This window comes from Exiguobacterium sp. SH3S3, from assembly GCF_004337115.1.
GTDB lineage: Bacteria > Bacillota > Bacilli > Exiguobacteriales > Exiguobacteriaceae > Exiguobacterium > Exiguobacterium aurantiacum_A.
The window spans coordinates 185,198-212,003 of the sequence record NZ_SJUU01000001.1 but is presented as its reverse complement, the minus strand read 5'-3'; the positions used below and the strand labels follow the sequence as shown (position 1 = coordinate 212,003).

The 26,806-nt window shown below is 53.3% G+C and carries 28 protein-coding genes; 1 reads left to right on the top strand and 27 read right to left on the bottom strand.

Annotated features, from left to right (window positions below):
- Positions 1-38: 38 nt before the first annotated feature.
- The 18 genes from trmFO to smc all read right to left on the bottom strand — a co-directional run bounded on the left by trmFO (position 39) and on the right by smc (position 18,409).
- Positions 39-1,397 (bottom strand): FADH(2)-oxidizing methylenetetrahydrofolate--tRNA-(uracil(54)-C(5))-methyltransferase TrmFO, encoded by a 1,359-nt coding sequence (gene trmFO, locus EVJ28_RS01050; protein WP_131456210.1) that lies wholly within the window; start codon positions 1,395-1,397, stop codon positions 39-41.
- Positions 1,349-3,445 (bottom strand): type I DNA topoisomerase, encoded by a 2,097-nt coding sequence (gene topA / locus EVJ28_RS01045; protein ID WP_131456211.1) that lies wholly within the window; start codon positions 3,443-3,445, stop codon positions 1,349-1,351. Before topA ends, trmFO begins: the two co-directional genes overlap by 49 nt.
- A 65-nt stretch (positions 3,446-3,510) precedes the next feature.
- Complete coding sequence (gene dprA / locus EVJ28_RS01040) at positions 3,511-4,305, bottom strand: DNA-processing protein DprA (RefSeq protein ID WP_236633997.1); 795 nt, start codon at positions 4,303-4,305, stop codon at positions 3,511-3,513.
- Between the two features lie 54 nt (positions 4,306-4,359).
- Positions 4,360-5,277, bottom strand: a complete 918-nt coding sequence (gene sucD, locus EVJ28_RS01035; protein WP_070327506.1) for a succinate--CoA ligase subunit alpha — start codon at positions 5,275-5,277, stop codon at positions 4,360-4,362.
- A gap of 12 nt (positions 5,278-5,289) precedes the next feature.
- Positions 5,290-6,450 carry an ADP-forming succinate--CoA ligase subunit beta gene (gene sucC / locus EVJ28_RS01030; RefSeq protein ID WP_070327507.1) on the bottom strand — a complete coding sequence of 387 codons (1,161 nt, stop codon included), beginning with the start codon at positions 6,448-6,450 and terminating at the stop codon, positions 5,290-5,292.
- Between the two features lie 111 nt (positions 6,451-6,561).
- Positions 6,562-6,828, bottom strand: a complete 267-nt coding sequence (locus EVJ28_RS01025; RefSeq protein ID WP_016508266.1) for an EscU/YscU/HrcU family type III secretion system export apparatus switch protein — start codon at positions 6,826-6,828, stop codon at positions 6,562-6,564.
- Positions 6,828-7,673 (bottom strand): hypothetical protein, encoded by an 846-nt coding sequence (locus EVJ28_RS01020; protein WP_131487830.1) that lies wholly within the window; start codon positions 7,671-7,673, stop codon positions 6,828-6,830. Before EVJ28_RS01020 ends, EVJ28_RS01025 begins: the two co-directional genes overlap by 1 nt.
- Positions 7,674-7,686: 13 nt before the next feature.
- The gene (locus EVJ28_RS01015; RefSeq protein ID WP_236633996.1) at positions 7,687-8,442 is read right to left on the bottom strand and encodes a ribonuclease HII; all 756 of its coding nucleotides are present in this window, start codon (positions 8,440-8,442) and stop codon (positions 7,687-7,689) included.
- A 41-nt stretch (positions 8,443-8,483) separates the two neighbouring features.
- The gene (ylqF, locus tag EVJ28_RS01010; protein WP_131456217.1) at positions 8,484-9,344 is read right to left on the bottom strand and encodes a ribosome biogenesis GTPase YlqF; all 861 of its coding nucleotides are present in this window, start codon (positions 9,342-9,344) and stop codon (positions 8,484-8,486) included.
- Between the two features lie 12 nt (positions 9,345-9,356).
- Positions 9,357-9,899: a signal peptidase I gene (gene lepB / locus EVJ28_RS01005; RefSeq protein ID WP_016508241.1), complete on the bottom strand. Its 543-nt coding sequence runs from the start codon at positions 9,897-9,899 to the stop codon at positions 9,357-9,359.
- Positions 9,900-9,979: 80 nt separating this feature from the next.
- A complete protein-coding gene (gene rplS / locus EVJ28_RS01000; protein WP_070327950.1) occupies positions 9,980-10,333 on the bottom strand; it encodes a 50S ribosomal protein L19 in 354 nt (117 codons plus the stop codon).
- Between the two features lie 110 nt (positions 10,334-10,443).
- Positions 10,444-11,163, bottom strand: coding sequence for a tRNA (guanosine(37)-N1)-methyltransferase TrmD (gene trmD / locus EVJ28_RS00995; RefSeq protein WP_131487828.1), 720 nt, complete (start codon positions 11,161-11,163; stop codon positions 10,444-10,446).
- Positions 11,153-11,671 carry a ribosome maturation factor RimM gene (rimM, locus tag EVJ28_RS00990; protein WP_070327511.1) on the bottom strand — a complete coding sequence of 173 codons (519 nt, stop codon included), beginning with the start codon at positions 11,669-11,671 and terminating at the stop codon, positions 11,153-11,155. Before rimM ends, trmD begins: the two co-directional genes overlap by 11 nt.
- Positions 11,672-11,724: 53 nt before the next feature.
- Positions 11,725-12,000, bottom strand: coding sequence for a 30S ribosomal protein S16 (gene rpsP, locus EVJ28_RS00985; RefSeq protein ID WP_021067098.1), 276 nt, complete (start codon positions 11,998-12,000; stop codon positions 11,725-11,727).
- 81 nt (positions 12,001-12,081) lie between these two features.
- Complete coding sequence (gene ffh, locus EVJ28_RS00980) at positions 12,082-13,422, bottom strand: signal recognition particle protein (RefSeq protein ID WP_070327512.1); 1,341 nt, start codon at positions 13,420-13,422, stop codon at positions 12,082-12,084.
- A gap of 11 nt (positions 13,423-13,433) precedes the next feature.
- Positions 13,434-13,757, bottom strand: coding sequence for a putative DNA-binding protein (locus EVJ28_RS00975; RefSeq protein ID WP_070327513.1), 324 nt, complete (start codon positions 13,755-13,757; stop codon positions 13,434-13,436).
- Between the two features lie 96 nt (positions 13,758-13,853).
- Positions 13,854-14,855 (bottom strand): signal recognition particle-docking protein FtsY, encoded by a 1,002-nt coding sequence (ftsY, locus tag EVJ28_RS00970; protein WP_070327514.1) that lies wholly within the window; start codon positions 14,853-14,855, stop codon positions 13,854-13,856.
- Entirely contained in the window at positions 14,852-18,409 is a 3,558-nt protein-coding gene (smc, locus tag EVJ28_RS00965; RefSeq protein WP_236633995.1) for a chromosome segregation protein SMC, read from the bottom strand. The genes ftsY and smc overlap by 4 nt, the downstream gene beginning before the upstream one ends.
- A gap of 115 nt (positions 18,410-18,524) precedes the next feature.
- Here smc and EVJ28_RS00960 point away from each other — a divergent pair, with 115 nt between their 5' ends.
- Positions 18,525-18,719, top strand: coding sequence for a DUF1128 family protein (locus EVJ28_RS00960; RefSeq protein WP_016509709.1), 195 nt, complete (start codon positions 18,525-18,527; stop codon positions 18,717-18,719).
- A gap of 37 nt (positions 18,720-18,756) precedes the next feature.
- On the opposite strand, the gene rnc is transcribed toward EVJ28_RS00960, so the two are convergent.
- The 9 genes from rnc to sdaAB all read right to left on the bottom strand — a co-directional run bounded on the left by rnc (position 18,757) and on the right by sdaAB (position 26,783).
- A complete protein-coding gene (rnc, locus tag EVJ28_RS00955) occupies positions 18,757-19,473 on the bottom strand; it encodes a ribonuclease III (protein ID WP_370250773.1) in 717 nt (238 codons plus the stop codon).
- 121 nt (positions 19,474-19,594) lie between these two features.
- Positions 19,595-19,834 (bottom strand): acyl carrier protein, encoded by a 240-nt coding sequence (gene acpP, locus EVJ28_RS00950; protein WP_016509693.1) that lies wholly within the window; start codon positions 19,832-19,834, stop codon positions 19,595-19,597.
- A 59-nt stretch (positions 19,835-19,893) separates the two neighbouring features.
- Complete coding sequence (fabG, locus tag EVJ28_RS00945; protein WP_070327516.1) at positions 19,894-20,634, bottom strand: 3-oxoacyl-[acyl-carrier-protein] reductase; 741 nt, start codon at positions 20,632-20,634, stop codon at positions 19,894-19,896.
- Entirely contained in the window at positions 20,627-21,544 is a 918-nt protein-coding gene (fabD, locus tag EVJ28_RS00940; protein ID WP_070327517.1) for an ACP S-malonyltransferase, read from the bottom strand. Before fabD ends, fabG begins: the two co-directional genes overlap by 8 nt.
- Before the next feature lie 18 nt (positions 21,545-21,562).
- The gene (gene plsX, locus EVJ28_RS00935) at positions 21,563-22,552 is read right to left on the bottom strand and encodes a phosphate acyltransferase PlsX (protein ID WP_131487824.1); all 990 of its coding nucleotides are present in this window, start codon (positions 22,550-22,552) and stop codon (positions 21,563-21,565) included.
- The gene (fapR, locus tag EVJ28_RS00930) at positions 22,549-23,118 is read right to left on the bottom strand and encodes a transcription factor FapR (RefSeq protein ID WP_016509712.1); all 570 of its coding nucleotides are present in this window, start codon (positions 23,116-23,118) and stop codon (positions 22,549-22,551) included. Before fapR ends, plsX begins: the two co-directional genes overlap by 4 nt.
- An 85-nt stretch (positions 23,119-23,203) precedes the next feature.
- On the bottom strand, positions 23,204-25,234 hold the full coding sequence (gene recG / locus EVJ28_RS00925) for an ATP-dependent DNA helicase RecG (RefSeq protein ID WP_131456230.1): 2,031 nt from the start codon (positions 25,232-25,234) through the stop codon (positions 23,204-23,206).
- Positions 25,221-26,108 (bottom strand): L-serine ammonia-lyase, iron-sulfur-dependent, subunit alpha, encoded by an 888-nt coding sequence (sdaAA, locus tag EVJ28_RS00920; RefSeq protein ID WP_131456232.1) that lies wholly within the window; start codon positions 26,106-26,108, stop codon positions 25,221-25,223. Before sdaAA ends, recG begins: the two co-directional genes overlap by 14 nt.
- A gap of 12 nt (positions 26,109-26,120) precedes the next feature.
- Entirely contained in the window at positions 26,121-26,783 is a 663-nt protein-coding gene (gene sdaAB, locus EVJ28_RS00915; protein WP_035386362.1) for an L-serine ammonia-lyase, iron-sulfur-dependent subunit beta, read from the bottom strand.
- Positions 26,784-26,806: the final 23 nt, after the last annotated feature.

The following is a 26,806-nucleotide window of genomic DNA, read 5'->3' as shown; positions in this document are numbered from 1 at the left end:
ATTCACAAAAAAAGGAACCAAAAATTGGCTCCTTTCCCTTAAATCTCTTTATATTGCTGAATCGTCTCAAGGGCACGATTCGCATAGCGCTCATAGCGTTCTTGCTTTTTCATCTTCTTCGGCGCATCTTCGAGCGACGGCACGAGACCGAAGTTTGCATTCATCGGTTGGAAGTGCTTCCCGTCTGTCGTCGTGATGTAATGCGCCATCGAACCGAGCATCGTCTCGCGCGGGAGGACAAGCAGCTCTTCACCGGCAACCATCTTCGCCGCATTGATTCCGGCGAGTAGTCCTGACGCGGCTGACTCGACGTAGCCTTCGACACCGGTCATCTGACCGGCGAAAAATAGCGTATCGCGAGTACGGGCCTGATACGTCGGTTTCAACAGGCTCGGTGAATTGATGAACGTGTTCCGGTGCATGACACCGTAACGGACGATCTCCGCATTCTCGAGACCTGGGATCAATTGAATGATCCGTTTTTGCTCGCCCCACTTGAGGTGGGTTTGGAACCCGACCAAGTTATAGAGCGTTCCGGCCGAATTATCTTGGCGAAGTTGAACGACCGCAAACGGACGTTTACCCGTTTTCGGGTCTTCGAGTCCGACCGGTTTCATCGGTCCGAACAAGAGCGTCTTCTTCCCGCGTTGAGCGATCACTTCAAACGGCATGCAGCCTTCGAAGTAAATCTCTTTCTCAAACTCTTTGAGCGGTACGACTTCGGCTTTGACGAGTTCTTCGTAAAACAGATTAAATTCTTCTTCCGTCATCGGACAGTTGAGATAAGCCGCCTCGCCTTTGTCATAACGCGACTTCAAGTAGACCTTCTCTCGGTCGATCGTCTCTCCGTCTAATATCGGAGCGGCCGCATCGTAGAAGTATAAATAATCTTCACCGGTGAAAGCTTTCAATGAAGCAGACAAGTCAGGAGACGTGAGCGGTCCCGTCGCCATGATGACGACCCCGTCCGGAATCTGTTTAATCTCTTCGTTGTGTACCGTCACGAGCGGATGATTCTTGAGCGTGTCGGTGACGAAGCCGGCGAAGTCGTGACGGTCGACGGCGAGGGCGCCACCGGCCGGAACGCTTGCCGTATCCGCCGCTTTCAAGATGAGCGAGTCGAGTGTGCGCATCTCTTCTTTTAACACACCGACCGCATTTTGAAGTCCGTTCGCCCGAAGCGAGTTCGAGCAGACCAGTTCAGCAAACTGATCCGTATGGTGCGCCGGCGTCTGTCGGACTGGTCTCATTTCATACAAATCGACTTGAATCCCGCGTTTTGCGAGTTGCCAAGCCGCCTCGGAGCCGGCGAGGCCCGCTCCGATCACAGTTACACGTTGCTGCAAGGTTAATCCTCCTCTAACTGATGTACCTCGGTATGGGTACAGTTCGTGCATTGATATTTGACGCCATCTTTAATCTTTTTCTCAACCATCAACTTACCGCATTCAGGACACGGTTTCGCGACCGGTTTGTCCCATGAGACGAACTCACAGTCTGGATAGTTCGAGCAGCCATAGAACAGGCGACCTTTCTTACTGCGGCGCTCGACGACTTGTCCGTCTTTACAGTTCGGGCACGGGACGCCGATTTCGACTTGAACCGGCTTCGTGTTCGTACAGTTCGGGAATCCAGAACAAGCCATGAACTTGCCGTACCGTCCCATCTTGATGACCATCGGCGAACCGCAGATCTCACAATCGATACCGGCTGGCTCGTCTTTCACTTCAATCTTCTCAATTTCCGATTCGGCCCGTTTCAAACGTTTCTCGAATGACCGGTAAATCGGGGCAACGACTTCCGTCCACTCGACTTCTTCATTGGCAATCGAATCAAGAAGCGTCTCCATGTCGGCTGTGAACTGTACCGTGATGAAGTCGTTAAAGTACTCATCGATCATCTCGATGACAAGTTCTCCGAGCTCGGTCGGAATGAATTTTTTCTCTTCAAGCACGACGTAACCGCGCTTTTGGATCGTATCGAGTGTCGGCGCGTAAGTCGACGGACGACCGATGCCGAGCTCTTCCATCGCTCGGACGAGTCTCGCTTCACTGTAACGCGGTGGTGGCTGTGTGAAGTGTTGCTTCGGCTCGACCGTCTCGAATGCGACGAGGTCGTCGACTTCAAGCGGCGGAAGCAATCCTTCCCGCTCTAAGTTCGTGTCTTCGATATCATCGTCTTTTGACTCGATATACACTTTCATGAAACCTGGGAATTTGACGGTCGATCCGTTGGCACGGAAAATCATGCCGTTCGATTCGACGTCGATTTTCACCGTATCAAGAATCGCTGGCGCCATTTGACTCGCGACCAACCGTTCCCAGATGAGTTTATACAACCGGAGCTGATCCCGTGACAAGTACGCCTTCATCGAAGCCGGGTCACGTAACGCCGACGTCGGCCGGATCGCCTCGTGGGCATCCTGTGCGTTCGCCGCTTTTTTCTCTTTCTGCTTTTGAGAGGCGACGTACTCTGCACCAAACGTCGATTCGATATACGATTTCGCTTCGTCTTTCGCCAAGTCAGAAATTCGTGTCGAGTCGGTACGCATATACGTGATCAACCCGACAGTCCCTTCCTTCTTACCAAGGTCGATTCCTTCGTAAAGCTGTTGGGCGAGCATCATCGTCTTCTTGGCGCGGAAGTTCAGTTTCCGGGCCGCATCTTGTTGGAGTGAACTTGTCGTGAACGGTAGCGATGCGTTACGCTTCCGCTCTTTCTTCGTGACATCGATGACTTTGAACGACTCATCGATCGTCTTGAGGACGGCGTCGGCATCCGCTTCCGTCTTCAACTCCATCTTTTTCCCGTCTTTTCCGTAGAACGATGTCTCAAACGTCTCACCCTCATGGTTGAGCATCAGTTTAATCGTCCAGTACTCTTCCGGGTCAAAGGCGTTGATTTCACGTTCGCGGTCGATGATCATTTTGACAGCGACGGATTGAACACGACCGGCTGACAAACCTTTTTTGACTTTCTTCCATAACAACGGGCTCATCCCGTATCCGACAAGACGGTCGAGAATCCGTCGCGCCTGTTGGGCGTCGACGAGATCGTGATTGATCTTGCGCGGATGTTTAAATGATTCTTTAATCGCATCTTTTGTGATCTCGTTGAAGACGACACGACATTCTGTCGTTTCATCGACGCCGAGGGCACGGGCTAAGTGCCAGGCGATTGCTTCCCCTTCGCGATCCGGGTCAGCCGCGAGAAAAATTTTCGTCGCTTTTTTAGCGGCCGTCTTCAGTTCTTTTAACACTGGGCCTTTTCCACGGATCGTGATGTACTTCGGTTCAAAGTCATGTTCAACGTCGACACCGAGTTGACTTTTCGGTAAATCGATGACGTGACCCATGGACGCTTTGACCGTGTAGTTTGATCCTAAATAACGTTTAATTGTCTTTGCTTTCGCAGGTGATTCGACGATCACCAAATATTTTGCCATACATCTGCTCCCCTTTTGGAGGTCATTTAAATCCCTACCATAATATTCATGTTACCGACCGTTTGTCAACGTGCAATCATCGCACCATTCAAAATTTGGTCGGGATTCGTCAAAGGAATCGCTCCTTCTTCAATCAATTTATTCGGTCCTTCCGCTAACGGATCGAGCGGACTTCCCGGCACCGCAAACACCGTCTTGCCTTGCTCGAGCGCATGACTCACCGTATTCATCGTCCCGCTCTTTCGTCTCGCTTGGACGACGACGAGCCGGTCGCCTAATCCACTGACAATTCGATTCCGTTCTAAAAATTGAAATTTTTTGACAGGTGTTTCCGGAGTGTATTCACTGAGAAGCAATCCTTGTCTCGAGATCTGGTCGAACAGTTGATGATGAGCATGTGGATACATGTGCGAAAAGCCGGAACCGAGGACCGCAATCGTCGGTCGGTTCCGCCTGACTGCCAACTCGTGAACGAGTCCGTCAATACCGAGCGCGCCGCCTGAAATCGATACAGTTTCTTCTATTAAAGGATGTAAATATTCAACGAGCGGTCGACTGATCCGATTCAATTCACGACTCCCGACCAAAGCGGTCGTTTGTTCTTGTAGTACCTCTAAATCGCCCTGATAAAACAAACAGTACGGAGGGTTGGGGATATGTAAGAGCATTCGTGGGAACAATTCGTCCTCCCACGTCAAAAAACGGTCATACGTGACCGTTGAACGGAACGCCCGATTCGCTTTTTTCCATACGTTCGGATGGAACGAATTCCGTTCCGTCAGACCCGGATTTGATAAGTAATGATGGACGAACTCGACTGGCAAACGTTCTGCCGCAAAACGAGCTATTGTTTGATTCATCACAATCTCCTTTAAAAAAATGAGGGATGCGCGCACCCCTCATTCCGATTGGTCTTACGTCGTCGGTTGTCCCGTGACACAAGCATCATACAGACCTTCATTTTTAAGCACACGGATGAGTGTCTCACCGATGACAGCAGGTGTCTCGGCGACTTCGATCCCGTTTGCGTTTAACGTCTTGATTTTTTCAGCGGCCGTTCCTTTTCCACCCGAGATGATCGCTCCAGCGTGGCCCATCCGTTTGCCTTCAGGAGCCGTCTGACCACCGATGAAACCGATGACCGGTTTCGTCATGTTCGCCTTGACCCATTCAGCGGCTTCTTCTTCAGCCGTCCCACCGATCTCGCCGATCATGATGACCGCAAGCGTGTCTTCATCTTCGTTGAACGCTTGGAGCGTGTCGATGAAGTTCGTCCCGTTGACCGGGTCCCCACCGATCCCGACCGCAGTCGATTGGCCGATTCCGGCCGTCGTCAACTGATGGACCGCTTCATAAGTGAGCGTCCCTGAACGTGAGACGATGCCGACATGGCCTTTCGTGTGGATATAGCCTGGCATGATGCCAAGTTTCGCCTCACCCGGCGTGATGATCCCTGGGCAGTTCGGTCCGATCAAACGGGCCGGTTTGTCCTCGAGATAGCGGCTCACTTGGATCATGTCGATGACAGGAATCCCTTCCGTGATACAGATGATGAGTTCGATGCCGCTATCAGCCGCTTCCATGATCGAGTCGGCCGCGAAAGCTGGTGGCACGTAGATGATCGATGCGTTCGCACCTGTCGCCTCGACCGCGTCAGAGACAGTGTTAAACACAGGTACGTTGTCGAGTACGGTCGTACCACCTTTACCAGGTGTGACGCCGCCGACCAGTTTCGTATTATACGCTAACATCTGTTCGCCGTGGAACATACCTTGTTTCCCCGTGATCCCTTGAATGATCACTTTTGTATCTTGATTCACCCAAATACTCATGTCGTTTCCCCCTTATCGAACGAGTGCCGCGATTTTTTCTGCCCCATCATCCATCGAGGTCGCAGAAGTGATCGCAAGTCCAGATTCATCGAGAATGCGTCTTCCCGCATCCACGTTTGTTCCTTCTAAGCGGACGACGAGTGGTAAGTCGAGTCCGATTTCTTTTGTCGCCGCGACAATTCCTTCGGCGATGATGTCACACTTCATGATGCCACCGAAGATGTTGACGAAGATTCCTTTGACTTGGTCATCCGACAAAATCAATTTGAACGCTTCTGTGACTTTTTCTTTTGTCGCACCGCCGCCTACATCAAGGAAGTTAGCGGGTTCGGCGCCATAGTGCTTGATGATATCCATCGTCGCCATGGCGAGGCCGGCACCGTTTACGAGACAGCCGATATTGCCGTCAAGGGCGATATAGCTAAGGTCGTGTTTCGACGCCTCGACTTCACGCGGATCTTCTTCCGTCGTGTCACGAAGATCGACGATGTCGGTATGACGATAAAGCGCGTTGCTGTCAAAGTTCAATTTCGCATCGAGCGCGACGACGTTACCGTCTTTCGTCGTGACGAGCGGGTTGATCTCCGCAATCGTGCAGTCCGTCTCGACGTACACTTTATAAAGCTTCATGACCATGTCGCTGAACTTGTTGACGAGTTTAGTCGGCACTTCCATCTTGAAAGCAAGACGGCGCGCCTGGAACGGACGGAGTCCGACGACCGGGTCGACGATTTCTTTATGAATCTTTTCAGGAGTATGTTCAGCGACTTCTTCGATGTCCATACCGCCTTCAGATGAACCCATGATGACAATTCGGCCGATCGAACGGTCAAGCACAAGTCCTAAGTAAAATTCTTGATCGATGGCAGAACCTTCTTCGATATAGAGGCGCTGCACGACTTTTCCTTCAGGTCCAGTCTGGTGCGTGACGAGCGTCTTACCAAGAATCTCTGTCGCATACTGTTTTACTTCCTCATCCGTTCTGGCAAGTTTGACGCCGCCGGCTTTCCCGCGACCACCTGCGTGGATCTGTGCTTTGACTACTTTCAATTCACCGTCTAGCTTGGCGGCTGCTGCAACTGCTTCTTCTACCGTGAAAGCCGGATAGCCCGTAGGTACGGCCACTCCAAACGTTCTAAGCAATTCTTTCGCCTGATACTCATGGATATTCATTTAGTTTCCCCCTTAGTCCCCTTTGATATCGGCATATCTATTGTAACGAAAAACTGAAAGCGCTGTCTATCGTTCTTGCTTTAAGTTTTCATCTTTTTTTCACATCTACCCCTAGACATTTTCGATTTTACCTTGTTCCATCTGATAGAGAAACACAAAAAGTTCAGCGATCACTTGATACAAGTCGTCCGGAATATGCTCTTCGATCTGTAACGCCGACAGGAGTGACAACAGCGCCGGGTCTTCATGGATCGGGATACCGTTCTCTTGTGCGAGGGCGAGCATCCGTTCGGCGACGAGGCCGCCGCCCTTCGCGACGACGCGCGGAGATTCCATCGATTGTTCGTAAGACAAGGCGATTGCTTTTTTACGGTCCATCATACATGAAAATCCACCTTTCCTAACGGGGCGAACGTCTCGGGGAGCGATTCTTGTCTCACTTCGAACGAGAATCGGGACAGTTCATAGCCGTTCGCTTTGAGCGCACTGCCGAGCAGCGGCTCGTACGCTTTGATGAACGGGGACAAGTCATGTTGTTCGTTGAATACTTTTACGGTGACGTGCCGCTTTTGAACGAGCAGGTCGATGCCCGTCTCGCCGAAGCGAGGCGTTTCTAGAAATAAGACGATACGGGCATGGTCTGCGTCGATCATCTCGCTTTTCGGGGCCTCAAGCCGAAACCTGACTTGTTCGAACGGTCCTAATTGCGGTATGTGAAATGCTTGGACGACGAACGGCGGCGTCTGGACCGCGTTGAACGTCTCTTGGGCCCGCACGAACTGTTCAAACTTCGGGTCGCCTTTCGCCTTGAAAAGTTCCCCGACGAGCTGTTTGACGTCAGTTCCCGCCCCGCTCTCGAGCAGTTGCCGTCCCATCGCTTTGACGGATTCCGGTGTCTGGATGGCCTCTTTTGAGAAGCGGCCGAGTTGTTCAAGGAGTAACGTCACCGGTGTCTTCCCGGCCTGGGCCGGTTCCGCCGTAGGCGGCATCACTTTCAGGACGAGTTTCGGCTCGAGCTCGGTGACGACCATCTTATACGTGACGTTCTCTTTAACGTCTGCGTTCACCCCGACCCGGAACAGTCCTTGCGGCAGTTGCATGACCGCTTCGTTCCCGGGCAAGAGCTGGAGCACCCTGCCGACGACCGTGTTGCCGACGAGCAGCTGACGCGACGTCTGTTCGGTGACTTTGAACGGCAGGACGCCTTGGTGATCGATCCGCATCGGGCTCCCCCTTTCATATCATATGTTTAATCGGTGCGAACGACTTGCGATGAATCGGTGTGATGCCGCGCTCGTTCAACGCGTTCAAATGAAGTTCCGTCCCGTAGCCGGCGTTGCGTTCGAAACCGTATCCCGGATACGTCGCGGCGAACTCTTCCATCATCTTGTCGCGGACGACTTTGGCGACGACGCTCGCCGCCGCGATCGAGACGCTCAACTCGTCCCCTTTAATGAGCGACGTCTGCGGCAAATCGAGCTCGAGTGTCATCGCGTCAATCAAGAGCGCGTCGGCCCCGTCAAGCTGTCGGACCGCCTCGGTCATCGCGAGCTTCGTCGCTTCATAAATATTGATTTGATCGATCACTTCCGCGTCGACGATTCCGACCCCGACGAATGCCTCGTCGAGGATCGTTGCGTACGCTCGTTCCCGCGCCGCTTTCGTCATCTTCTTTGAATCGTTCAGTCCCGGGCTGTAAAAATCGTCCGGCAAGACGACGGCCGCCGCGACGACAGGACCCGCGAGCGGTCCCCGCCCGACCTCGTCGATGCCAGCGACCAACTTGAAGCCTTGCTGTTTCAGCTCGGCCTCATACTGCAGGCGACGTGTATAGTCGTCCCGCTCGTCCCGTTCCGCGTCAAACCGTCTCTGACGTTGCTGCAGGAGCGCCTGGACGCCCGCGCGCGGGTCATCCTTCAGTTCGGCCCGGACATCGTCCCACTCTTCATATCGGACGGTTTTTAGCCGTTGTTTAATCTCTTGAATCGTCACGATCTGCCTCCTATCCAAAAAAGCCCTGTTTTCACAGGACTTCACGCCATATTATGATCTGCCGGCGTCTCAAGCGAGACACGTCCGATCTTCTCATGACGAAGCTCGTTCAATAATAGTTCGCTCGCTTTTTCGAAATCGACGTAGCCGCCGCTGAGAAGGCCACGTTTTTTTCCGATCAACTCGAGCAGTTCGACCGCGTCTTCCGGCAAGTCGTCGAGTTTAAACCGCTCTTTCAACTGTTCCGGGTAACGACTGCGTAGTTCACGCGCTGCATACATCGCGATGTCATCGAGGTTTAAAATGTCGTCTTTGATCGCACCCGTAGCAGCTAAGCGATATCCGACCATCTGATCCTCGAACTTCGGCCACAGAATACCAGGCGTGTCGAGCAGTTCCATCTCGCCGCCTTTCATCTTGATCCATTGCTGCCGTTTCGTCACACCAGGACGGTCCCCGGTGATGGCGATGTTGCGTCCGGCGAGCCGGTTGATCAGTGTCGACTTCCCGACGTTCGGGATGCCGATGATGAGGGCACGGATCGGGCCAGGATTACGGCCTTTCTCACGCATGCGGTCGTGCTTGTCTTTCATGAGCTTCTCTGCGCCCGTCATGAGCTGCTTTAAGCCTTTGCTATGCTTCGCATCGACGGCGACGACTTCGATGTCGTCACGCTTCAGGGCGCGCATCCAGGCGTCGGTGACGGCTTGATCGGCCATGTCAGCCTTGTTCAACACGATCAGCCGCGGTTTACCCGCCGTGATCTCATCGACCATCGGATTTCGGCTCGATTGCGGAACACGTGCATCGACGAGTTCGATGACGACGTCAATCAGTTTTAACTTTTCTGTTACTTGTCTTCGCGCCTTGGCCATGTGGCCAGGGAACCATTGAATTGCCAAAAAAACACCACCCTATTCTTCTACCGTCCCAAAGTCACCCATCGGCCAGAACACAAAGTTCGTTTTGCCGACGACGCTTTCTTTCGAGACAAAGCCAATTTCACGGCTGTCTTTCGAGTTTTGTCGGTTATCTCCCATAACGAAGTATGAGCCTTCCGGTACGACCGCTTCGCCTGTCACTTGTTCGAGCGTAAAGTTCTCGGTTAGAGGAAAGCCGTTCATTTGGGCTTGAAAATCCTCTAAATACGGTTCTTCGACTGCTTCTCCGTTCAAGTAGAGCGTATCGTCCCGATATTCGAGCGTATCGCCAGGAATGGCGATGACGCGTTTAATATAGTCCTTTGATTCAGTCGCATGAAAGACGATAATATCGCCCCGGTCGAGTTCACCGACGTAGTTAGAGATTTTGCTGACGATCATTCGATCGGCGTTTTGGAGCGTCGGCATCATCGACTCACCTTCGACGATGACAGGTACAAAGATGAACGTCCGGATCACGAACGCGATGACGAGCGCCACTACGATTGCTTTAAGCCAACTGAACACTTCTTTCAACTTGCCTCACTCCTCTGTCCGTTTGAACTTATTGTACTAGAAAAAAAGAAGCTTGTCGCAAGCGACAAGCTTTCCCCATCTTAACGACGGATTTCTTTAATACGTGCTGCTTTACCGCGAAGGTTGCGGAGGTAGTAAAGTTTCGCACGGCGAACTTTACCGTAACGAACGACTTCGATTTGCGCGACACGCGGTGAGTGAAGCGGGAATGCACGCTCAACACCTACGCCGTAAGAAATCTTACGGACTGTGAATGTTTCGCTGATGCCGCCACCTTTACGCTTGATGACTACGCCTTCGAAGATCTGGATACGCTCACGCGTTCCCTCTACGACTTTAACGTGGACACGTACTGTGTCACCAGGACGGAAAGCAGGGACGTCCGATTTGAATTGTTCTTCTGTGATTTCACGGAACAGTTTTTGTGCGTTCATGAATTGATCTCCTTTTTCTTCAATGTTCATATCTTCGTTTGCCTCGGCATCCAATAGCGGAACATCGGTAATCGGTGGGGCTAACCCACATGCTCAAACATAGCATAATTTTATGAATCGCGCAACGATTCGATGAAGTTTTTATCGGCCGGCGACAGATCGATTTGGTCTAACAGTTCCGGTCGACGCCTGAACGTTCGTTCGAGCGAACGCTCGCGGCGCCACGACTCGATTTTGGCGTGATTGCCCGACAACAGGACGTCCGGAACTTTGAGGCCGCGGAAGTCAGCCGGTCTCGTATAATGCGGATACTCGAGGAGCCCGGTCGAAAACGAGTCGTCCTCGTGGCTCGCTTGATCGCCGAGCACTTCCGGGATGAGGCGGACCGTCGCGTCGATCATGACCATCGCCGCGAGTTCCCCACCCGTCATCACGAAGTCTCCGATCGACACTTCGTCTGTCGCGAGTTCGTCGTGGATCCGTTGGTCGAATCCTTCGTAATGGCCGCATAAGAAAATCAAGTGCTCTTCGTTCGCCCACTCTTCGGCGACACGTTGAGTGAACGGTCGCCCCGTCGGCGTCGTCACGATGACGCGCGGCTTCGACTTCGCGAGCGAATCGAACGCATCAAACATCGGCTGCGGCGTGAGTAGCATCCCGGCGCCGCCTCCATACGGAGCATCATCGACTTTATGATGTTTGTTCGTCGAGAAGTCACGGAAGTTCGTGAACGTTACTTCGACTTGGCCGAGTGTCCGGGCACGCCCGACGATCGAATGATCGAGCGGGGCGAACATTTCCGGGAACAAGGTCAAGACATCAATTTTCATCGTCGATCATTCCAGGGATCGGCGTGATGATGACACGTTTCGCTTCGACGTCGATGTCTTTGACGACCGACTCGATGTACGGGATGAGCGCATCCGTCTTGCCGGGGCGCTTGATGACCCAGACGTCGTTCGCGCCATTGGTCTCAAAGATGTCCTCGACGACACCGATCACTTCTCCGTCGACGACGGCCTCGCATCCGATGATCTCGTGGTAGTAAAATTCATGCTCCGGAAGCTCGTGGACGTTTCCGGCATGGACGTAGAGCGACATCCCTTTGTACTTCTCGACGAGATTGATGTTGTCTAGCCCTTTGAACGTGACGAGATGGAACTGTTTGTGCGGACGATACGTCGTCACTTCGAGCGGCATCTTCTTACCGTCGACGTCAAGGTAGAGCGTCTCACCAATTTTAAAGCGTTCTTCTGGAAAATCAGTCGCGGCGAGCAACTTCAATTCCCCTTTTAAACCGTGCGTGTTGGCGATTTTGCCTACGTTTAACCAATCCATCATAAAACCTCCTCAAAAAAATAGGCCGACCTCATAAAAGGTCGGCCACAGGGTTACTTCGCGTTTTTCGCGTTGTGGAATTTCTCCATGATCCCTGCTTTAGAGAACAAGTTGCGGACTGTGTCAGATGGCTTCGCGCCGTCTGCCAACCATTTGAGCGCGAGTTCTTCGTTGATGCGAACTTCTGCTTCTGGTTTTGCAACCGGGTTGTAGTGACCGAGTTGTTCGATGAAACGGCCATCACGTGGTGAACGTGAATCTGCTACAACGATCCGGTAAAAAGGTGATTTATTTGCGCCCATGCGCTTGAGACGAATTTTAACTGCCATGGTAATATACCTCCATTATGTGTTTAAGAATTGACAACTTTAATAGTATACTGCTTTTTTGCCTGACTGACAAAAGTTTTCTTAGAAGAACGGAAGGCCGAGACCTTTTTTCTTCCCTTTCATTTGTCCTGACATCTGCTTCATGAGCTTCTTCATGTCATCGAACTGTTTGATGAGACGGTTCACTTCCTGGATGGAACGACCGCTCCCTTTTGCGATCCGCTTGCGACGACTGGCGTTGAGCACTTCAGGATTCGTGCGCTCATGCTTCGTCATCGACCGGATGATTGCCTCGACATGATCGAGTTGCTTCTCGTCGATTTGGACGTTCTTCAACCCTTTCATCTTACCTGCACCAGGTAACATCGAGAGTAATTCATCAATCGGGCCCATGTTTTTCACTTGACCCAATTGCTCGATAAAATCATCGAACGTGAACGATGCATCACGAATTTTGCTTTCAAGCTCTTTCGCGGCATCTTGGTCCATTTGTGACTCCGCTTTTTCGATGAGCGTGAGCACGTCACCCATTCCAAGGATCCGTGACGCCATGCGCTCCGGATAGAAAGGTTCGAGGGCATCCAACTTTTCACCGAGACCGACGAACTTAATCGGCGCTCCCGTGACTGCCTTGATTGAAAGGGCTGCCCCACCACGTGTATCACCGTCGAGTTTTGTCAACACGACGCCGGTAATTCCGAGCAAATCATTAAAGCGATCGGCCACGTTGACCGCATCTTGACCCGTCATCGCATCGACGACGAGGAAGATTTCATTCGGTTTGGCGATCGTTTTCACATTTTCGAGTTCGCCCATGAGCGTCTCGTCGATATGAAGACGACCGGCCGTATCTATCAACACGAAATCGTGATGATTAACTTTGGCGTGCTCGAGCGCTTTTGTGACGATTTCTTCCGGCGTCACTTGATCGCCAAGTGAGAACACCGGTAAATCGAGTTGCTTGCCGAGAGTCTCGAGCTGTTTGATGGCCGCCGGCCGATAAATATCAGCAGCGACGAGAAGCGGACTCCGATTATGCTTTTTGCGAATCAAGTTCGCGAGCTTTCCGGTCGTCGTCGTCTTACCCGCACCTTGTAATCCGACCATCATGACGACTGTCGGTGGTTTTGAACTAAAGGTGATCGGGACGACATCACTCCCCATCAAGGTTGTTAATTCTTCATGAACGATCTTGACGACTTGTTGTCCAGGTGTCAACGATTTCATGACGTCTTGGCCGATTGACCGTTCTTTCACGTCGTTGACGAACTGTTTGACCACTTTGAAGTTAACGTCGGCCTCAAGGAGCGCGAGACGAACTTCTCTCATCATCTCTTTGACGTCTGCTTCGGAAATCTTACCTTTCCCCCGCATTTTCGCCAATGTCGATTGCAACCGTTCTGATAATCCTTCAAATGCCATGCTTCAGCCCCCTACTCTAAATTCTCAAGCGCCGAAACCGTCTCCGTCACGTCGGGCATTTGCTCGACTTGACGTCTGAGCGTTTGGAGAAGCAGTTGCCGTTGCTCGAATTTCTCGAACAGCTCCAGCTTTTCTTCATACTGCTCAAGCATTGCTTCGGTACGCTTTATGTTATCGTAGACCGCTTGACGGCTGACTTCAAACTCTTCCGCAATCTCTCCGAGCGAGTAGTCATCTAGGTAATAAAGAGACATGTAGTTGCGCTGTTTCGGCGTGAGAAGCGCTTGATAAAAATCGAATAAGTAGTTCATTCGATTCGTCTTTTCGAGCGACATACCTCTCACCTCCACATGTTAAGTGAAATCCCTTTACAACTAACAATAGTACAGCCGTCCTAACGTCTTGTCAAGTTTTTTTCTTAACAGTGAAAGTTAGGCGAGGTCATCGTTTGTCTGGTTTTTTTCTTCAAATACGTCACCGAATAGTCCGAGGACGAACTGCTCTGGGTCGAACGCCTGTAAATCATCAATTTTTTCACCGAGACCGACGTATTTGACCGGAATATCGAGCTCGTTTCTGATCGCGAGGACGATGCCGCCTTTGGCCGTCCCGTCTAACTTCGTGAGCACGATCCCGCTCACGTTCGTCGCTTCCTGAAACGCCTTCGCTTGAAGCATCGCGTTCTGTCCCGTCGTCGCGTCTAACGCGAGCAAGACTTCGTGCGGACCGTTTGGCACTTCGCGTTCGATGACCCGTTTCACTTTCTCGAGCTCTTTCATCAAGTTGACCTTGTTTTGGAGTCGTCCTGCCGTATCGCAAATCAAGACGTCGACCCCGCGTGACTTCGCGGCTTGGACAGCATCAAACACGACCGCGGCCGGATCTGACCCTTCCGCTTGGCGAATGACGGGGACACCGGCACGTTCACCCCATACTTGCAGCTGGTCGATCGCGCCGGCCCGGAACGTATCGCCCGCCGCAAGCATGACCGAACGACCTTCTGCTTTCAACTGATGGGCGAGTTTTCCGATTGTCGTCGTCTTGCCGACACCGTTCACACCGACGAACAAGATGACCGTCAACCCGTCCTGCATGTTCAACTCGCGGTCTGACTCGTCTTCTTGTAGACGTTTCGCCACGACTTCGACGAGGGCGTCGCGGACGGCGACCGGGTCTTTCAAATTGCGACGCTTCACTTCTTCTTTTAAATCTTCGACGAGGTCCATCGTCGTCGTGACGCCGACGTCCGCCTGGATGAGCAAATCTTCAAGTTCATCGAAGAAGTCCTCATCGACTTCACGGAACCGATAGACGAGGTCGTTGACGGCGCTCGCGAACCCGTCACGTGTTTTCGTCAATCCGTCTGTAAATTTTTGCGACACCTCTTGGGTCGAGGTCGTCAATTTATCTTTTAATTTTTTGAAAAAACTCAAGTCAATTCCTCCATCTCTTCTTCTGTCTCGACGACACGTTTCGCTTCTGATAATTCGACCGAAAGTACCTCCGAGACACCGTTTTGTTGCATCGTCACGCCATAGAGCGTGTCGGCCGCCTCCATCGTCCCTTTACGGTGGGTGATGATGACGAACTGTGTATCGATTGACAACGTGCGGACGTATTCACCGAACCGGTGGACGTTCGCCTCGTCGAGCGCTGCTTCGACCTCGTCGAGCACGCAGAACGGGACAGGGCGCGTCTTTAAAATCGCAAATAAGAGCGCGATGGCGGTCAGTGCCCGTTCGCCACCAGACAACAGACTTAACGTCTGTAACTTTTTGCCGGGCGGTTTGGCGACGATATCGATCCCTGTGTTTAATAAATCGGTCGCATCGACGAGTTTAAGGTCGGCCTCGCCGCCTCCGAACAGTTCTTTGAACGTCTGTTTGAAATGCGCGCGGACGGTCGCATACGTCTCGTTGAACAACCGTGTCACTTCTCGGTCCATTTCGGAGATGACGTCGTACAGGTCCTGTTTCGCATTGACGAGATCGTCTCGCTGTTCAGACAAGAACGTGAACCGTTCATTGACGAGTTCAAACTCTTCGATCGCACTCAAGTTGACCGGTCCGATCTCCTCGATTTGACGGACGAGCAACTTGAACTCTTCTTTCGCCTCGTCGAGCGGGATCGATAATACCGGGAGCAGGTCGTAGACGAGTCCACGTTCTTCGAGGGCGTCTAGTTTCCACTGCTGTTTCAACTCGAGTTCATTCGCCTCAGTTTCAAGCTTACGGACGTCGGCCTCGAATTGGCGGCGAACGTCCGTCGCCTGCTGCTCACGCTGCCTGAGGATACGGTGTGACTCTTCCTCTGTTTTCAGCGTTTGCAACTGCGCTTCAATTCGCCCTGTCAACACTTTCATCCGCTCCGTCGCCTCGTCATGCTCGATTCGAAGTTCCGCGGATGAGACGATCCGTCCGCTTTCGAGCCGCTCGAGTTCGTGTTTGATTTGATCGAGTCGGGTCGTCTGTTTGTCGACTTCGGCAACGAGCCGTTCGACTTCCGTATTCACCCGATCCAGGTCAAGCGTATGACGTTGCAGGTCGAGCTCGTTTAGACGGATTGCCTCTTGCAATTGCCCCGTCGTCTCCGCGCCTTTCGCCTGCTCCGCACGCAACTGCTCGAGCTCTGTCCGCAGCGACGTCTGCAACACTTCCGTCGCCTCGAGTTCACTTGCGAGGCGCGTCAATTCTGCCGAAGATGTTTCAATCGTATGCGTATAGCGATTCATCTCGTGATCGAACAGTTCGAGTTGTGCTTTCGCGTCCTGGGTCGTCCGCTCTAATTCCCGGAACGAGGTCTCTAACGCCCGAAGCGTCTCTTCCTCTTGCCGTTTCCGTGTTCTGAGCGCGTGGAGCGACTGTTTGAGACGACTCGTCTCCGCTTCATACTCGGTCACACGAAGCTGCTGTTCGTGCAGCATGGCCAACCCTTGCGTCAATCCTTGTTTCAAATCATCGAGCTCTCTTGACTGGGTGAACAGGGCGACGCCTTGTTTCCGGCTCCCCCCTGTCATCGAACCACCGACATTGACGATATCGCCGTCGAGCGTGACGATCCGGTAGCGATAGCCCGTCGTCTGAGCGATCCGGTTCGCGACCTCGAGCGTCTTGGCCACGATGACGGCCCCGAGCAAGGACCGTTTCAATTTGTCAAACAAAGGTTCCGTCGTCACGAGGTCCGATGCGATGCCGACGAAGCCATCCATCGCCTCGAGACGATGGGCGACCTCGCTCGGGATAAAGCGCTCTTTCACCGTCGTCATCGGGACGAACGTAGCCCGCCCGGCATTAGCCCGGCGCAACTTGTCGATCTCGCGGCGTCCGACCGCTTCATCTTCAACGACGACGTGTTGTTGCGTTTGACCGAGTGCCGTCTCGATGGCGGCCTCATATGATGGGAGCACTTGAATCAGCTCTGCAACCGCTCCGAGCACGCCGCTCGCACGGTCTTTCAATACGAATTTGACGGCATGGAAATACCCTTCATATGACTGCTTCATCCGCTCTAACATGTCGATTCGGTCTTCGGTCTTTTGACGGCGCCGGTCGAGGTCGTGATACGATTGTTCGGCTCGCGACAACTTTTCTCGAAGCGCGACTTCCTTAGCGACCAATGCCTCTTCTTCGGCCAACAGTTCCTGCCAAGCCGCACGTGCCGCTTCAAGACGATCTCGGTTTGCATCGAGCGAGGCGGTCTGTTCGGTTCGAACGTCAAGCCGGTCCTTGTTCTCACGCAGGAGACGTGCTTTCGCTTCCTTTGCCTGCTCGATGTCACGTCGTTCCCGTTTTTGTTGGTTGCTGAGCGTGGCTCGTGTCGTTGCCAGTTCGAACGCTTCACTTTGAAGCTGTTCGATCTCCGCGTTGAAATCGCGAGTCGCCGCCGTAAGCTTCCGCGCGAGCTCGTCACGTGTCGCCTCAACGGTCTGCAACGCTTCTGACTTCAAAGCTTTGTCCGTTTGAGCGACCGACAATCGCGACTGCAACTGCTCTGTCTCTTCGACCAACTCCGCACGTTGGCGCTCGAGTCGTTCTTTCGTCTCTGCCCCATGCTCTTCTCGCGCTTTGGCGAGTTTAATATCTCCTGAGAGCCGTTCGAGCTCAGTCGCTTGAAGACGCTCATCCTGATGGAGCGTCTCGAGGACGGCACGATGCTCAGTCAATGTTCCCTCGAGCGCAGCCCGTTCGGTGACGAGCGCGTTCAGCGCCGCTTCTTGGTTGCGTAACTGTTCTTCTGCTGCCGTCTGTTGTGTTGTGGCGAAAGTGATCTTCGCCTTGAGCTCAGTGATCTCGGCACCGAGAATCCCGGTCTCGAGGTCGTCATGCCGTGCCTTGGCGACTTGGAACTCTCGAGCGAGTGCCGCTTGTTCACGAAGCGGTTCGACCCGGTCGGCAAGTTCGTATAAGATATCGTCGACGCGCGACAAGTTCAACTCGGTGTCTTGCAACTTTCGTTCCGCTTGTTTTTTGCGTTGGCGGTACTTCAGCACGCCGGCCGCTTCTTCAATGACGGCGCGACGATCTTCCGGTTTACCCGAGATGACTTGTTCGACCCGTCCTTGCCCGATGATCGCAAACGCGTCACGGGACAAACCCGTATCCATGAACAAGTCGATGACGTCTTTCAGGCGGCACGGCTTTTTATTCATGAAATAGTCGCTGTCGCCACTGCGCGTCACGCGTCTCGTCACGCTCACTTCTTCATATGGCAGGCGCAAGTGCGCATCGCTATTATCTAAAACGAGCGTCACTTCGGCGACGTTGCGGTGGTTCTCGCCTTCGCTACCGGCAAAGATGACATCTTCCATTTTCGCCCCACGGAGCGATTTGGCCGACTGTTCGCCGAGTACCCAGCGAACAGCGTCCGATATATTTGATTTCCCGCTCCCGTTCGGTCCAACCACGGCTGTCACGCCGGGACGGAAATCTAGTTCAATCCGCTTGGCAAACGATTTAAAGCCAGCGAGTTCGATTCGTTTTAAGTGCATCGTGACCATCCTATCCTAAGTAAGCATTCATTCGTTTATTTTACCACAGTTGCTAGTTCGTCAAAATGCTAGAATCATGCTATTCTAAAAAGAACTGTAGAAAGGGGTACTACACATGACGAATGAACAAATGATCGAGGAAATCCTCGATAAAATGAACATCATCAACCGCGGTGCGATCAAGGCGGAAGAATATAACAAAGCCGATGCATCGGCCGTGAAAGAGATTTACGACTACGTGATGAACCGGTCATCACTCTCGATCTCTGAAGTCGACGGTCTCGTCGAAGAACTTGGCCAATTGACGTAACCAAAAGGAGTGGACCCGCGCGGGTCCACTCCTTTTTTTATAGGCCGGCGTATCGCCGATTGAATTCGATCAACGCTTCTTTAGCCGCGATCTGCTCGGCTTCTTTCTTCGAACGACCGATCCCTTCGCCGACGATATCGTCACTGAGACGAGCGTGGGAGACGAATTCACGGCTATGGGCCGGACCGCGTTCTTCGATGATCGTATACGTGACCGGGCCGAGCCCTTCGCGCTGTACACTCTCTTGAAGTTGACTCTTATAATCGGTCTGCTCTTCAAACACACCGGCTAAGACTTTCGGAAAAACCGCTTCGGCGAGGAACTGTTCTACTGGTTCGATCCCTTGGTCAAGGTAGAGGGCGGCGATGTATGATTCGAACACATCGGCGAGTAACGCGGGACGTTTCCGTCCGCCCGTCAGCTCTTCCCCTTTTCCAAGCAAGATAAAATCAGAGAAAGCGTAGGCTTCGGCAAAGTTCACGAGCGACGGCTCACAAACGATGGCCGCCCGTAACTTCGTTAATTCCCCCTCGGAGCGCTCCGGATACGTCTCATATAAAAACCGGGACACTGTCAACTCGAGCACCGCGTCTCCTAAAAACTCTAACCGTTCATTGTCTTTTTTCAAGCCGCGTTGTTCATTGACATATGATGAATGGGTGAACGCCTGCATTAACAGTTCTTGGTTCGTAAACTTCACACCGAGCCGTTCCTCGAGTGCCGTGAACTTCTCCACGATGCGTGCTCGCTCCACTTCATTTCGTCGGCGTCTTTGCGCCGACCCTTGACGGTCGAACCGTCGCTTATCCTTTGTCATAAGTCCCTCCGTGTATAAGCACAAGCCCACCGCTCATTATGAGCGGTGGGAGGCTTGATTACAATTTTGTTTCGATGTAAGACACGACGTCGCCCACAGTTGCAAGCTTCTCGGCATCTTCGTCTTCGATAGTGATATCGAACTTGTCTTCAAGGTCCATGACCATTTCCATCACTTCGAGCGAGTCCGCACCGAGGTCGTCTTTAAATGATTTTTCGGCTGTGATTTCAGAAACGTCTTTCCCGAGTTTCTCTGCTACTGCTGCTTGTACGTCTACTAAGATTTGTTCTTTTGTCATGATAAAATCCCTCCAAAGTAAATTATATTAAATGTACTACAATTGGTAAAGTTCTGTTTTTACGCCATCGTCATGCCGCCGTCGACGGCGATCGTCTGCCCGGTCACATAAGCGGCCTCGCTTGACGCGAGAAACGAGACGATGCTCGCCACGTCTTCGACTTGGCCGAAGCGATTGAACGGAATTTGTCCGAGCGTCGCTTCGCGCTGCGCGTCTGTCAACGCACCCGTCATGTCGGTCTCGATAAAGCCCGGACAGACCGCGTTCACCGTCACGTGACGGGCCGCGAGCTCGCGCGCCACCGATTTCGTGAGTCCGATGAGTCCAGCTTTCGCTGCCGCATAGTTCGCTTGTCCGGCGTTCCCCGTGATTCCGACGACCGAGGCGATGTTGATGATGCGCCCTGATTTCGACTTGAGGAGCGGACGCGTCGCCGCTTGCGACGTCAAGAACGCGCCTTTCAAATTCGTTGCGAGCACATCGTCAAAGTCGGTCTCTTTCATGCGCATGAGCAGACCGTCTCGTGTGATCCCGGCGTTGTTGACGAGGCAATCCAAACGGCCGAACGTATCGACTGCCGTCTTGACGAGTGCTTTCACATCGTCAGCGTTCGAGACGTCCGCTTTGACGGCGATCGCCTCGCTGCCCGCTGCTTCAATGGCTGCAACGACTGCTTTTGCTTGCTCGACACTACCCGAGTAATTGACGACGACTCGAAAGCCGTCTTCCCCTAAACGCTTCGCGATGGCGGCCCCGATACCCCGGGACGCACCCGTCACGATTGCTACTTGGTCATGCACGCACTTCTCCCCCTAACGCTGCAACCTCTTCTAACGTCGTCACTTGTTTAAGTGTCACGTTTTTATCGATTCGTTTGATGAGCCCGGACAACGGTGACGTCGAACCGAACTCGATGAACGTATCGACCCCCTCAGCAATCGCTTTCCGGACACAGTCCTCAAACCGGACCGAGGCGTACAGTTGCTCGGTGAGAAGAGCTTTTAGTTTCTCGGCGTCAGTATGGACCGCCGCGTCGACGTTCGAAATGATCCCAATCGTCGCATCTTTGAACGGTGACGATGCGAGCACATCTTTAAACCGTGTCGCAGCAGGCATCATATACGAGCTATGAAACGCGCCTGACACGTCTAGCGGCAACACGCGTTTCGCCCCAGCCTGTTTTAAGTCTGTCTCTGCTTGTTTGACCGCGTCGACGTGACCCGAAATGACGAACTGGCCCGGACAGTTGTAATTGGCGATTTGTACAAGGTTTCCGCTGGCACTGATCTTCTCGGTCAAGTGGAACGCTTCTGCGACATCGGTCATGCCGATGACCGCTGCCATCGTTCCGTCCTTCACCTCGGACATGAGCTTACCGCGCTCACGTACGAGCACACACGCTTCTTCGAGATCGATGACGCCTGCGACGACGAGTGCCGCATACTCACCGACACTATGGCCAATCACGACGTCCGGTTTGGCACCGGTCTTCCCGTGTGCGAGCGCGAGCAGCGCCGCGTGCGCCACGATGGCAGGTTGTGCGACTTCCGTTTGTTGAAGCTCTTCTTTTGATCCGGCCGCCATGACGTCGAGCAAATCAAATCCGAGTCGACGATCGATCGCTTGCATCTGTTCAGGATCGTCTAAGAACGTTTGACCCATACCGACTGTTTGTGACCCTTGGCCGGGAAATATCCACGCTTCTCTCATGTACTCACCTTCTTTACGTTAGTCTGTTGCTTTCGCTTGTTTGATCTTCGCGACGACATCATGGTCAACCATGATTTTCGCCTGTTTGAGCGCACTCATGATGGCTAGTGCGTCACTCGACCCGTGCGCTTTGATGACGGGGGCGTTGATTCCGAACAAGCCCGCACCACCTTGCTCACGATAATCTAATGTTTGTTTCAAGTTTTTCAGTTTCGGTTTTAAGACGAGAGCGGCAAGCTTCGAGACAATATCGCTCGTGAACTGTTCTTTCAACATTTTCATGAGCATTGACGAAGCACCCTCCACACCTTTCAACAAAATGTTTCCGGCAAATCCTTCTGTCACGATGACATCGACGTCACCTGACATCGCCTCGCGGGCCTCGACGTTTCCGACGAAGTGGACCGGAGCCTGTTCGAGGAGGGGGAACGCTTCTTTCGTCAGCGCGTTTCCTTTCCCAGCCTCCGTCCCAATGTTTAGGAGCGCGACACGTGGGCGCTTGATGCCGCGGACGTGCTCGGCGTATAGCGAACCCATGATCGCGTAATCAACCAAATGTTCTGCCTTAGCGTCCGGATTGGCCCCGACATCTAAGACGACGACACCGCTACCCGTATATGTAGGGAACGTTGGCGACAGTGCCGGACGTTCGATTCCAGGAATCCGACCGATGACAAAAAGCGAAACCGCCATGAGCGCCCCGGTGTTCCCGGCCGATACGAGTCCATCTGCTTTCCCGTCTTTGACGAGCTGAGCCGCTACGACGAGCGAGCTGTCTTTCTTCCGGCGAACCGCCCGGACCGGTTCATCTTCGCCTGTGATGACTTCGCTCGCAGGAACGATTGTAATCCGCGGGTCGGTCAACCCGTAGGATGCAAGCAACACTCCATCACCGACTAGAAACAGTTCCATCTGCTCGTCCGGAAAACTTTCAGCAAATTGTTTTACGCCGTCCACGATTGCTTTTGGGGCATGATCCCCACCCATTGCATCAATTGCTAACTTCATACTTGTTCCTCCTCACCGCGACGATAAATCGTGAAGTCTCCGCTAAAGACACACTCTTCGCCGACATAACTATCCACTGAGACGTCCGTCCGTCCGTCTCGACGCAGTTTGACAACACGAGCCTTGGCAACGACTCGCTCTCCGAGATGAACTTGGCGACTAAACCGGATTTCCGCTTTAGTGGTCAACGCCAGTTCGTCGTCGATGAGCGCCACCGCTAACGAGTTGGCCTGAGCGAACAAAACGTGTCCACGGGCGATCTCGTTGCGGCTAAAGACGTGTTCTCTTTCCATGTCGAGAACCGAGATGGCCGATTCGTCGAGTTTCAAGTCAATCATATCACCGATGACCTCGCTCATTGCGAGCGACTTCACTTCATCGAGGTGCTCTGAAGCAACATGCTTGATCCGTTCCCGGACTTCAGGAATTTTAAGCTCCATCCGATCAAGACGGATCGTTTGAATGCTGACGGCGAACTGCTTCGACAGTTCGTCGTCTTTAATGAACGGGTTATGTTCAATCGTTTCTTGCAGTAAGCGTTGCCGCTCCTTCTTAGGTACCCGCATTCAGTTCCCTCCTAAACTCTTCCCTAAAGAACTTAATACCTGGTACTAATAGCAGTATATATTCTTTAGTTTTAATTTTCAAGTGTTATTCTAACCTTTCGCCGACAAGTAAGTCGAGTCGCTTCAAGTATTGACGCAGCGGTCTGTACGAGGACTCCTGCCAAAACGTCTCGCTGCCGAGCAAGCGGACGGCGTCTTGCATCGCCACTTCCATCACTTTGAGGTCGAGCACCGGGTCGGCGACACGGAAACTCGGCAACCCGCTTTGGGCTGTCCCAAAGAAGTCGCCGGCGCCGCGGAGTTCTAAATCTTTTTCCGCTAACACGAATCCGTCGTTCGTCTCCGTCATCGTCTTCAAGCGGAGCTTCCCGACATCAGACTTCGGGTCTCCTACTAATATACAATAAGATTGATGTGCGCCTCGACCGACGCGTCCCCGTAACTGATGGAGCTGGGCCAAACCGAACCGTTCCGCATCGTGGATCACGATGAGCGAGGCGTTCGGCACGTTCACCCCGACCTCGACGACCGTCGTCGACACGAGAATTTGCAGGGAGTTGTCAGCGAACGCCTTCATCACTTCATCTTTCTCGGCACTCGACAGTTTTCCGTGCATGAGTCCGACCGCATAGTTCGGGAATCGCTCATTGAGTAAATGATACAACTCGGTTGCGCTCTCGACTTCGAGCGTATCGGATTCCTCGATCAATGGCGCGATGACGTACGCTTGACGTCCGAGTGACAGTTCGCGCTCGACCATCACATGCACCCGGTCGATTTGATCCGTTTTCGCCCAATACGTCTCGATCGGCTTCCGGCCTGCCGGCATCTCATCGATTGTCGACACATCCATCTCCCCGAACGCGCTGATCGCGAGCGTCCGCGGAATCGGCGTCGCCGTCATATACAAGACGTCCGCAAGATCAGCCTTGTCTCGTAACATTTTCCGCTGCTCGACGCCGAACCGGTGTTGCTCATCCGTGATCGCCAAGTGCAGACGCGAAAACTCAACCGGCCCTTGAATCAAGGCGTGCGTGCCGACGATGATGTCGACGTCACCGGCTTTGATCGCTTCGAGCAACGTAGCGCGCGCCTTCCCTTTGACCGAACTCGTCAATAAGGCGACACGGATCCCGTACGGCTCGAACAGTTGTTCAAGCGAAGCGACATGCTGCTCGGCCAAAATTTCGGTCGGCACCATGAGCGCGCCTTGATAACCCGCGTTCACTGTCGCATACAAGGCGATCGCGGCAACGACTGTCTTCCCGCTCCCGACATCCCCTTGCAACAGGCGATTCATGCGTTCGGGCTTCTCGATATCACTCACGATCTCACGAATGACGCGCGTCTGTGCACCCGTCAACGGGAAAGCGAGCCGCTTGACGAACTCGTTGAGTTGCGTTTTTTCGAGCGTGAGCGCCCTCCCTTTCCCGGAACGTTCCATCTTTCGAAACGCCTGAAGCTTCAATTGATAAAGCAGGCATTCTTCGTACACATAACTGCGGCGCGCTTGTTTGTACATCTCGATCGAATCAGGGAAATGCATCCCTCTGAGCATCGACGCCCGGTTCTCCAAGCGGTAACGCAAGCGGATTGATTCCGGCAGCCGGTCCTCAAACGTCGTCGTCTGATCGAAGGCGAGTTTGACGATTCGACTGAAATTCTTTTGCGTCAATCCGGCACGAAGCGAATAGATCGGCTGTAATCCGTCCGCGAGCTCACCGAACTCGAGATCGGTCGCACTGATCGTCATCCGGTTCATATCCCATTTCCCTTTGACCGTCACCGTCGCACCAAGCGCCAGTTTGTCTTTATAGAAAGCGCGGTTGAACATCGTCACATGGACGACGTAGCGCTCTTCTAACAACAGCCGGAACTGAAGTCGATTTTTGCCTTTACTATAATAACGGACGAGCGGTTCCGCTTGAACGGTCCCACTCCATTTGACCAGGTCCCCGTGGACTGCCGTCGTCACGGTGCCGCTGTTATAATTTTCATAACGAAACGGGACGTGCTCTAGCACGTCCTCGATTCGTTCGAGACCCATCGTCTCTAGTTTTTTGGCCATCTCTGGCCCGACCCCTCGGAGCGTCGTCAACGCGTCACTGTTTGGCATTTTCTTTCTCTCCAAAAATATTGCGTTCGATCCGACGTGCTGTCGGTGTATTGGCGAGTCCGCCCCGTGCCGTCTCTTTCAAGGCGGTCGGCATCATTTGACCGATCTCGTACATCGCTGAGATGACTTCATCGCACGGGATGCGGGACGTGATGCCCGCGAGCGCCATATCAGCCGCGACGACCGCGTTCGCCCCACCCATGGCGTTCCGTTTGACGCAAGGTACTTCGACAAGACCCGCTACCGGATCGCAGACGAGCCCGAGCATGTTTTTCAAGGCGATCGCAAACGCCGTCGCCGACTGTTCCGGCGTCCCGCCGGCCGCTTCGACGATGGCTGCTGCAGCCATACCGGTCGCGGAACCGACTTCGGCCTGACAGCCTCCGGCCGCACCCGAAATCGAGGCGTTGTTCGCGACGACGAATCCGAACGCGCCCGAGGTGAACAAATACCGAATCATCGCATCGCGGTCCATCTCGAGACGGTCCTTGACCGCAAATAGCGTCCCCGGTACGACCCCGGCGCTCCCCGCCGTCGGTGTCGCGCAAATCCGTCCCATCGCCGCATTCACTTCGTTCGTGCCAATCGCTTTGGCGACGGCATCTAAAATCAAGTCACCGGCAAGTGATTTGCCCGATCGGACATAGTCTTGCATGAGCACGGCGTCATTCCCAGTCAGCCCCGTCACAGACGTCACGCCTTGCATCGCCCGCTCGACCGCTTCTTCCATCACTTCAAGGTTACGTTCCATCATCGCCATGACCTCTTCTCGTGTCGAGCGTCTGACGTGGACTTCTTGCTCGATCATCACTTCAGAGATCGGGATGTCTCGTTCCGTTGCCGTCCGTACTAATTCTTCTACTGATTTAAACATAGTCGTTTCTCCTTATTCCCCAAAGATGGCTACCCGTTCGATTTGAGGTAACCGTTCCAGTTCCGCTAATACATCTTTTGGCATCGGTTCATCCATTTCAATCGCCATCAAGGCTTGCTTGCCTTTTTCATGACGGCTCACTTCCATATGCCCGATGTTCAGTTCGTGCTTGGCGAGTATGCCCGTCACGGCCGCGATCGCCCCGAAGCGATCGTGATGCAAGACGACAAGTGCCGGTCCACCGCCGGAAAGCTTGAGCGGGAATCCGTTCAATTCGGTGATTTCAATCGTGCCACCGCCAATCGAGATCCCAACGATCTCAAACGTCCCCTCCGCGTCCTCGAGATGAACCCGGGCCGTGTTCGGATGATCCGTGAGCGCGTCGCTCGTCTCAAAGACGACTTCGATCCCCCGCTCTTTCGCGATGTCGAGCGCTTGCGGGATGCGCAGATCGAACGTATCGAACCCCATGATGCCTCCGACGATGGCGACGTCCGTCCCGTGACCTCGATACGTGTCGGCGAACGACCCGTAAAACGTGATCCGCGCGAGGTCCGGCGTTCGGCCGAACAGTTTGCCGGCCATAAGACCGATGCGTGCGGCTCCGGCCGTATGCGAACTCGATGGTCCGACCATGACCGGCCCGATAATATCAAACACACTGCGATATTTCATCGCATTTCCCCCTTTCAAAAAAA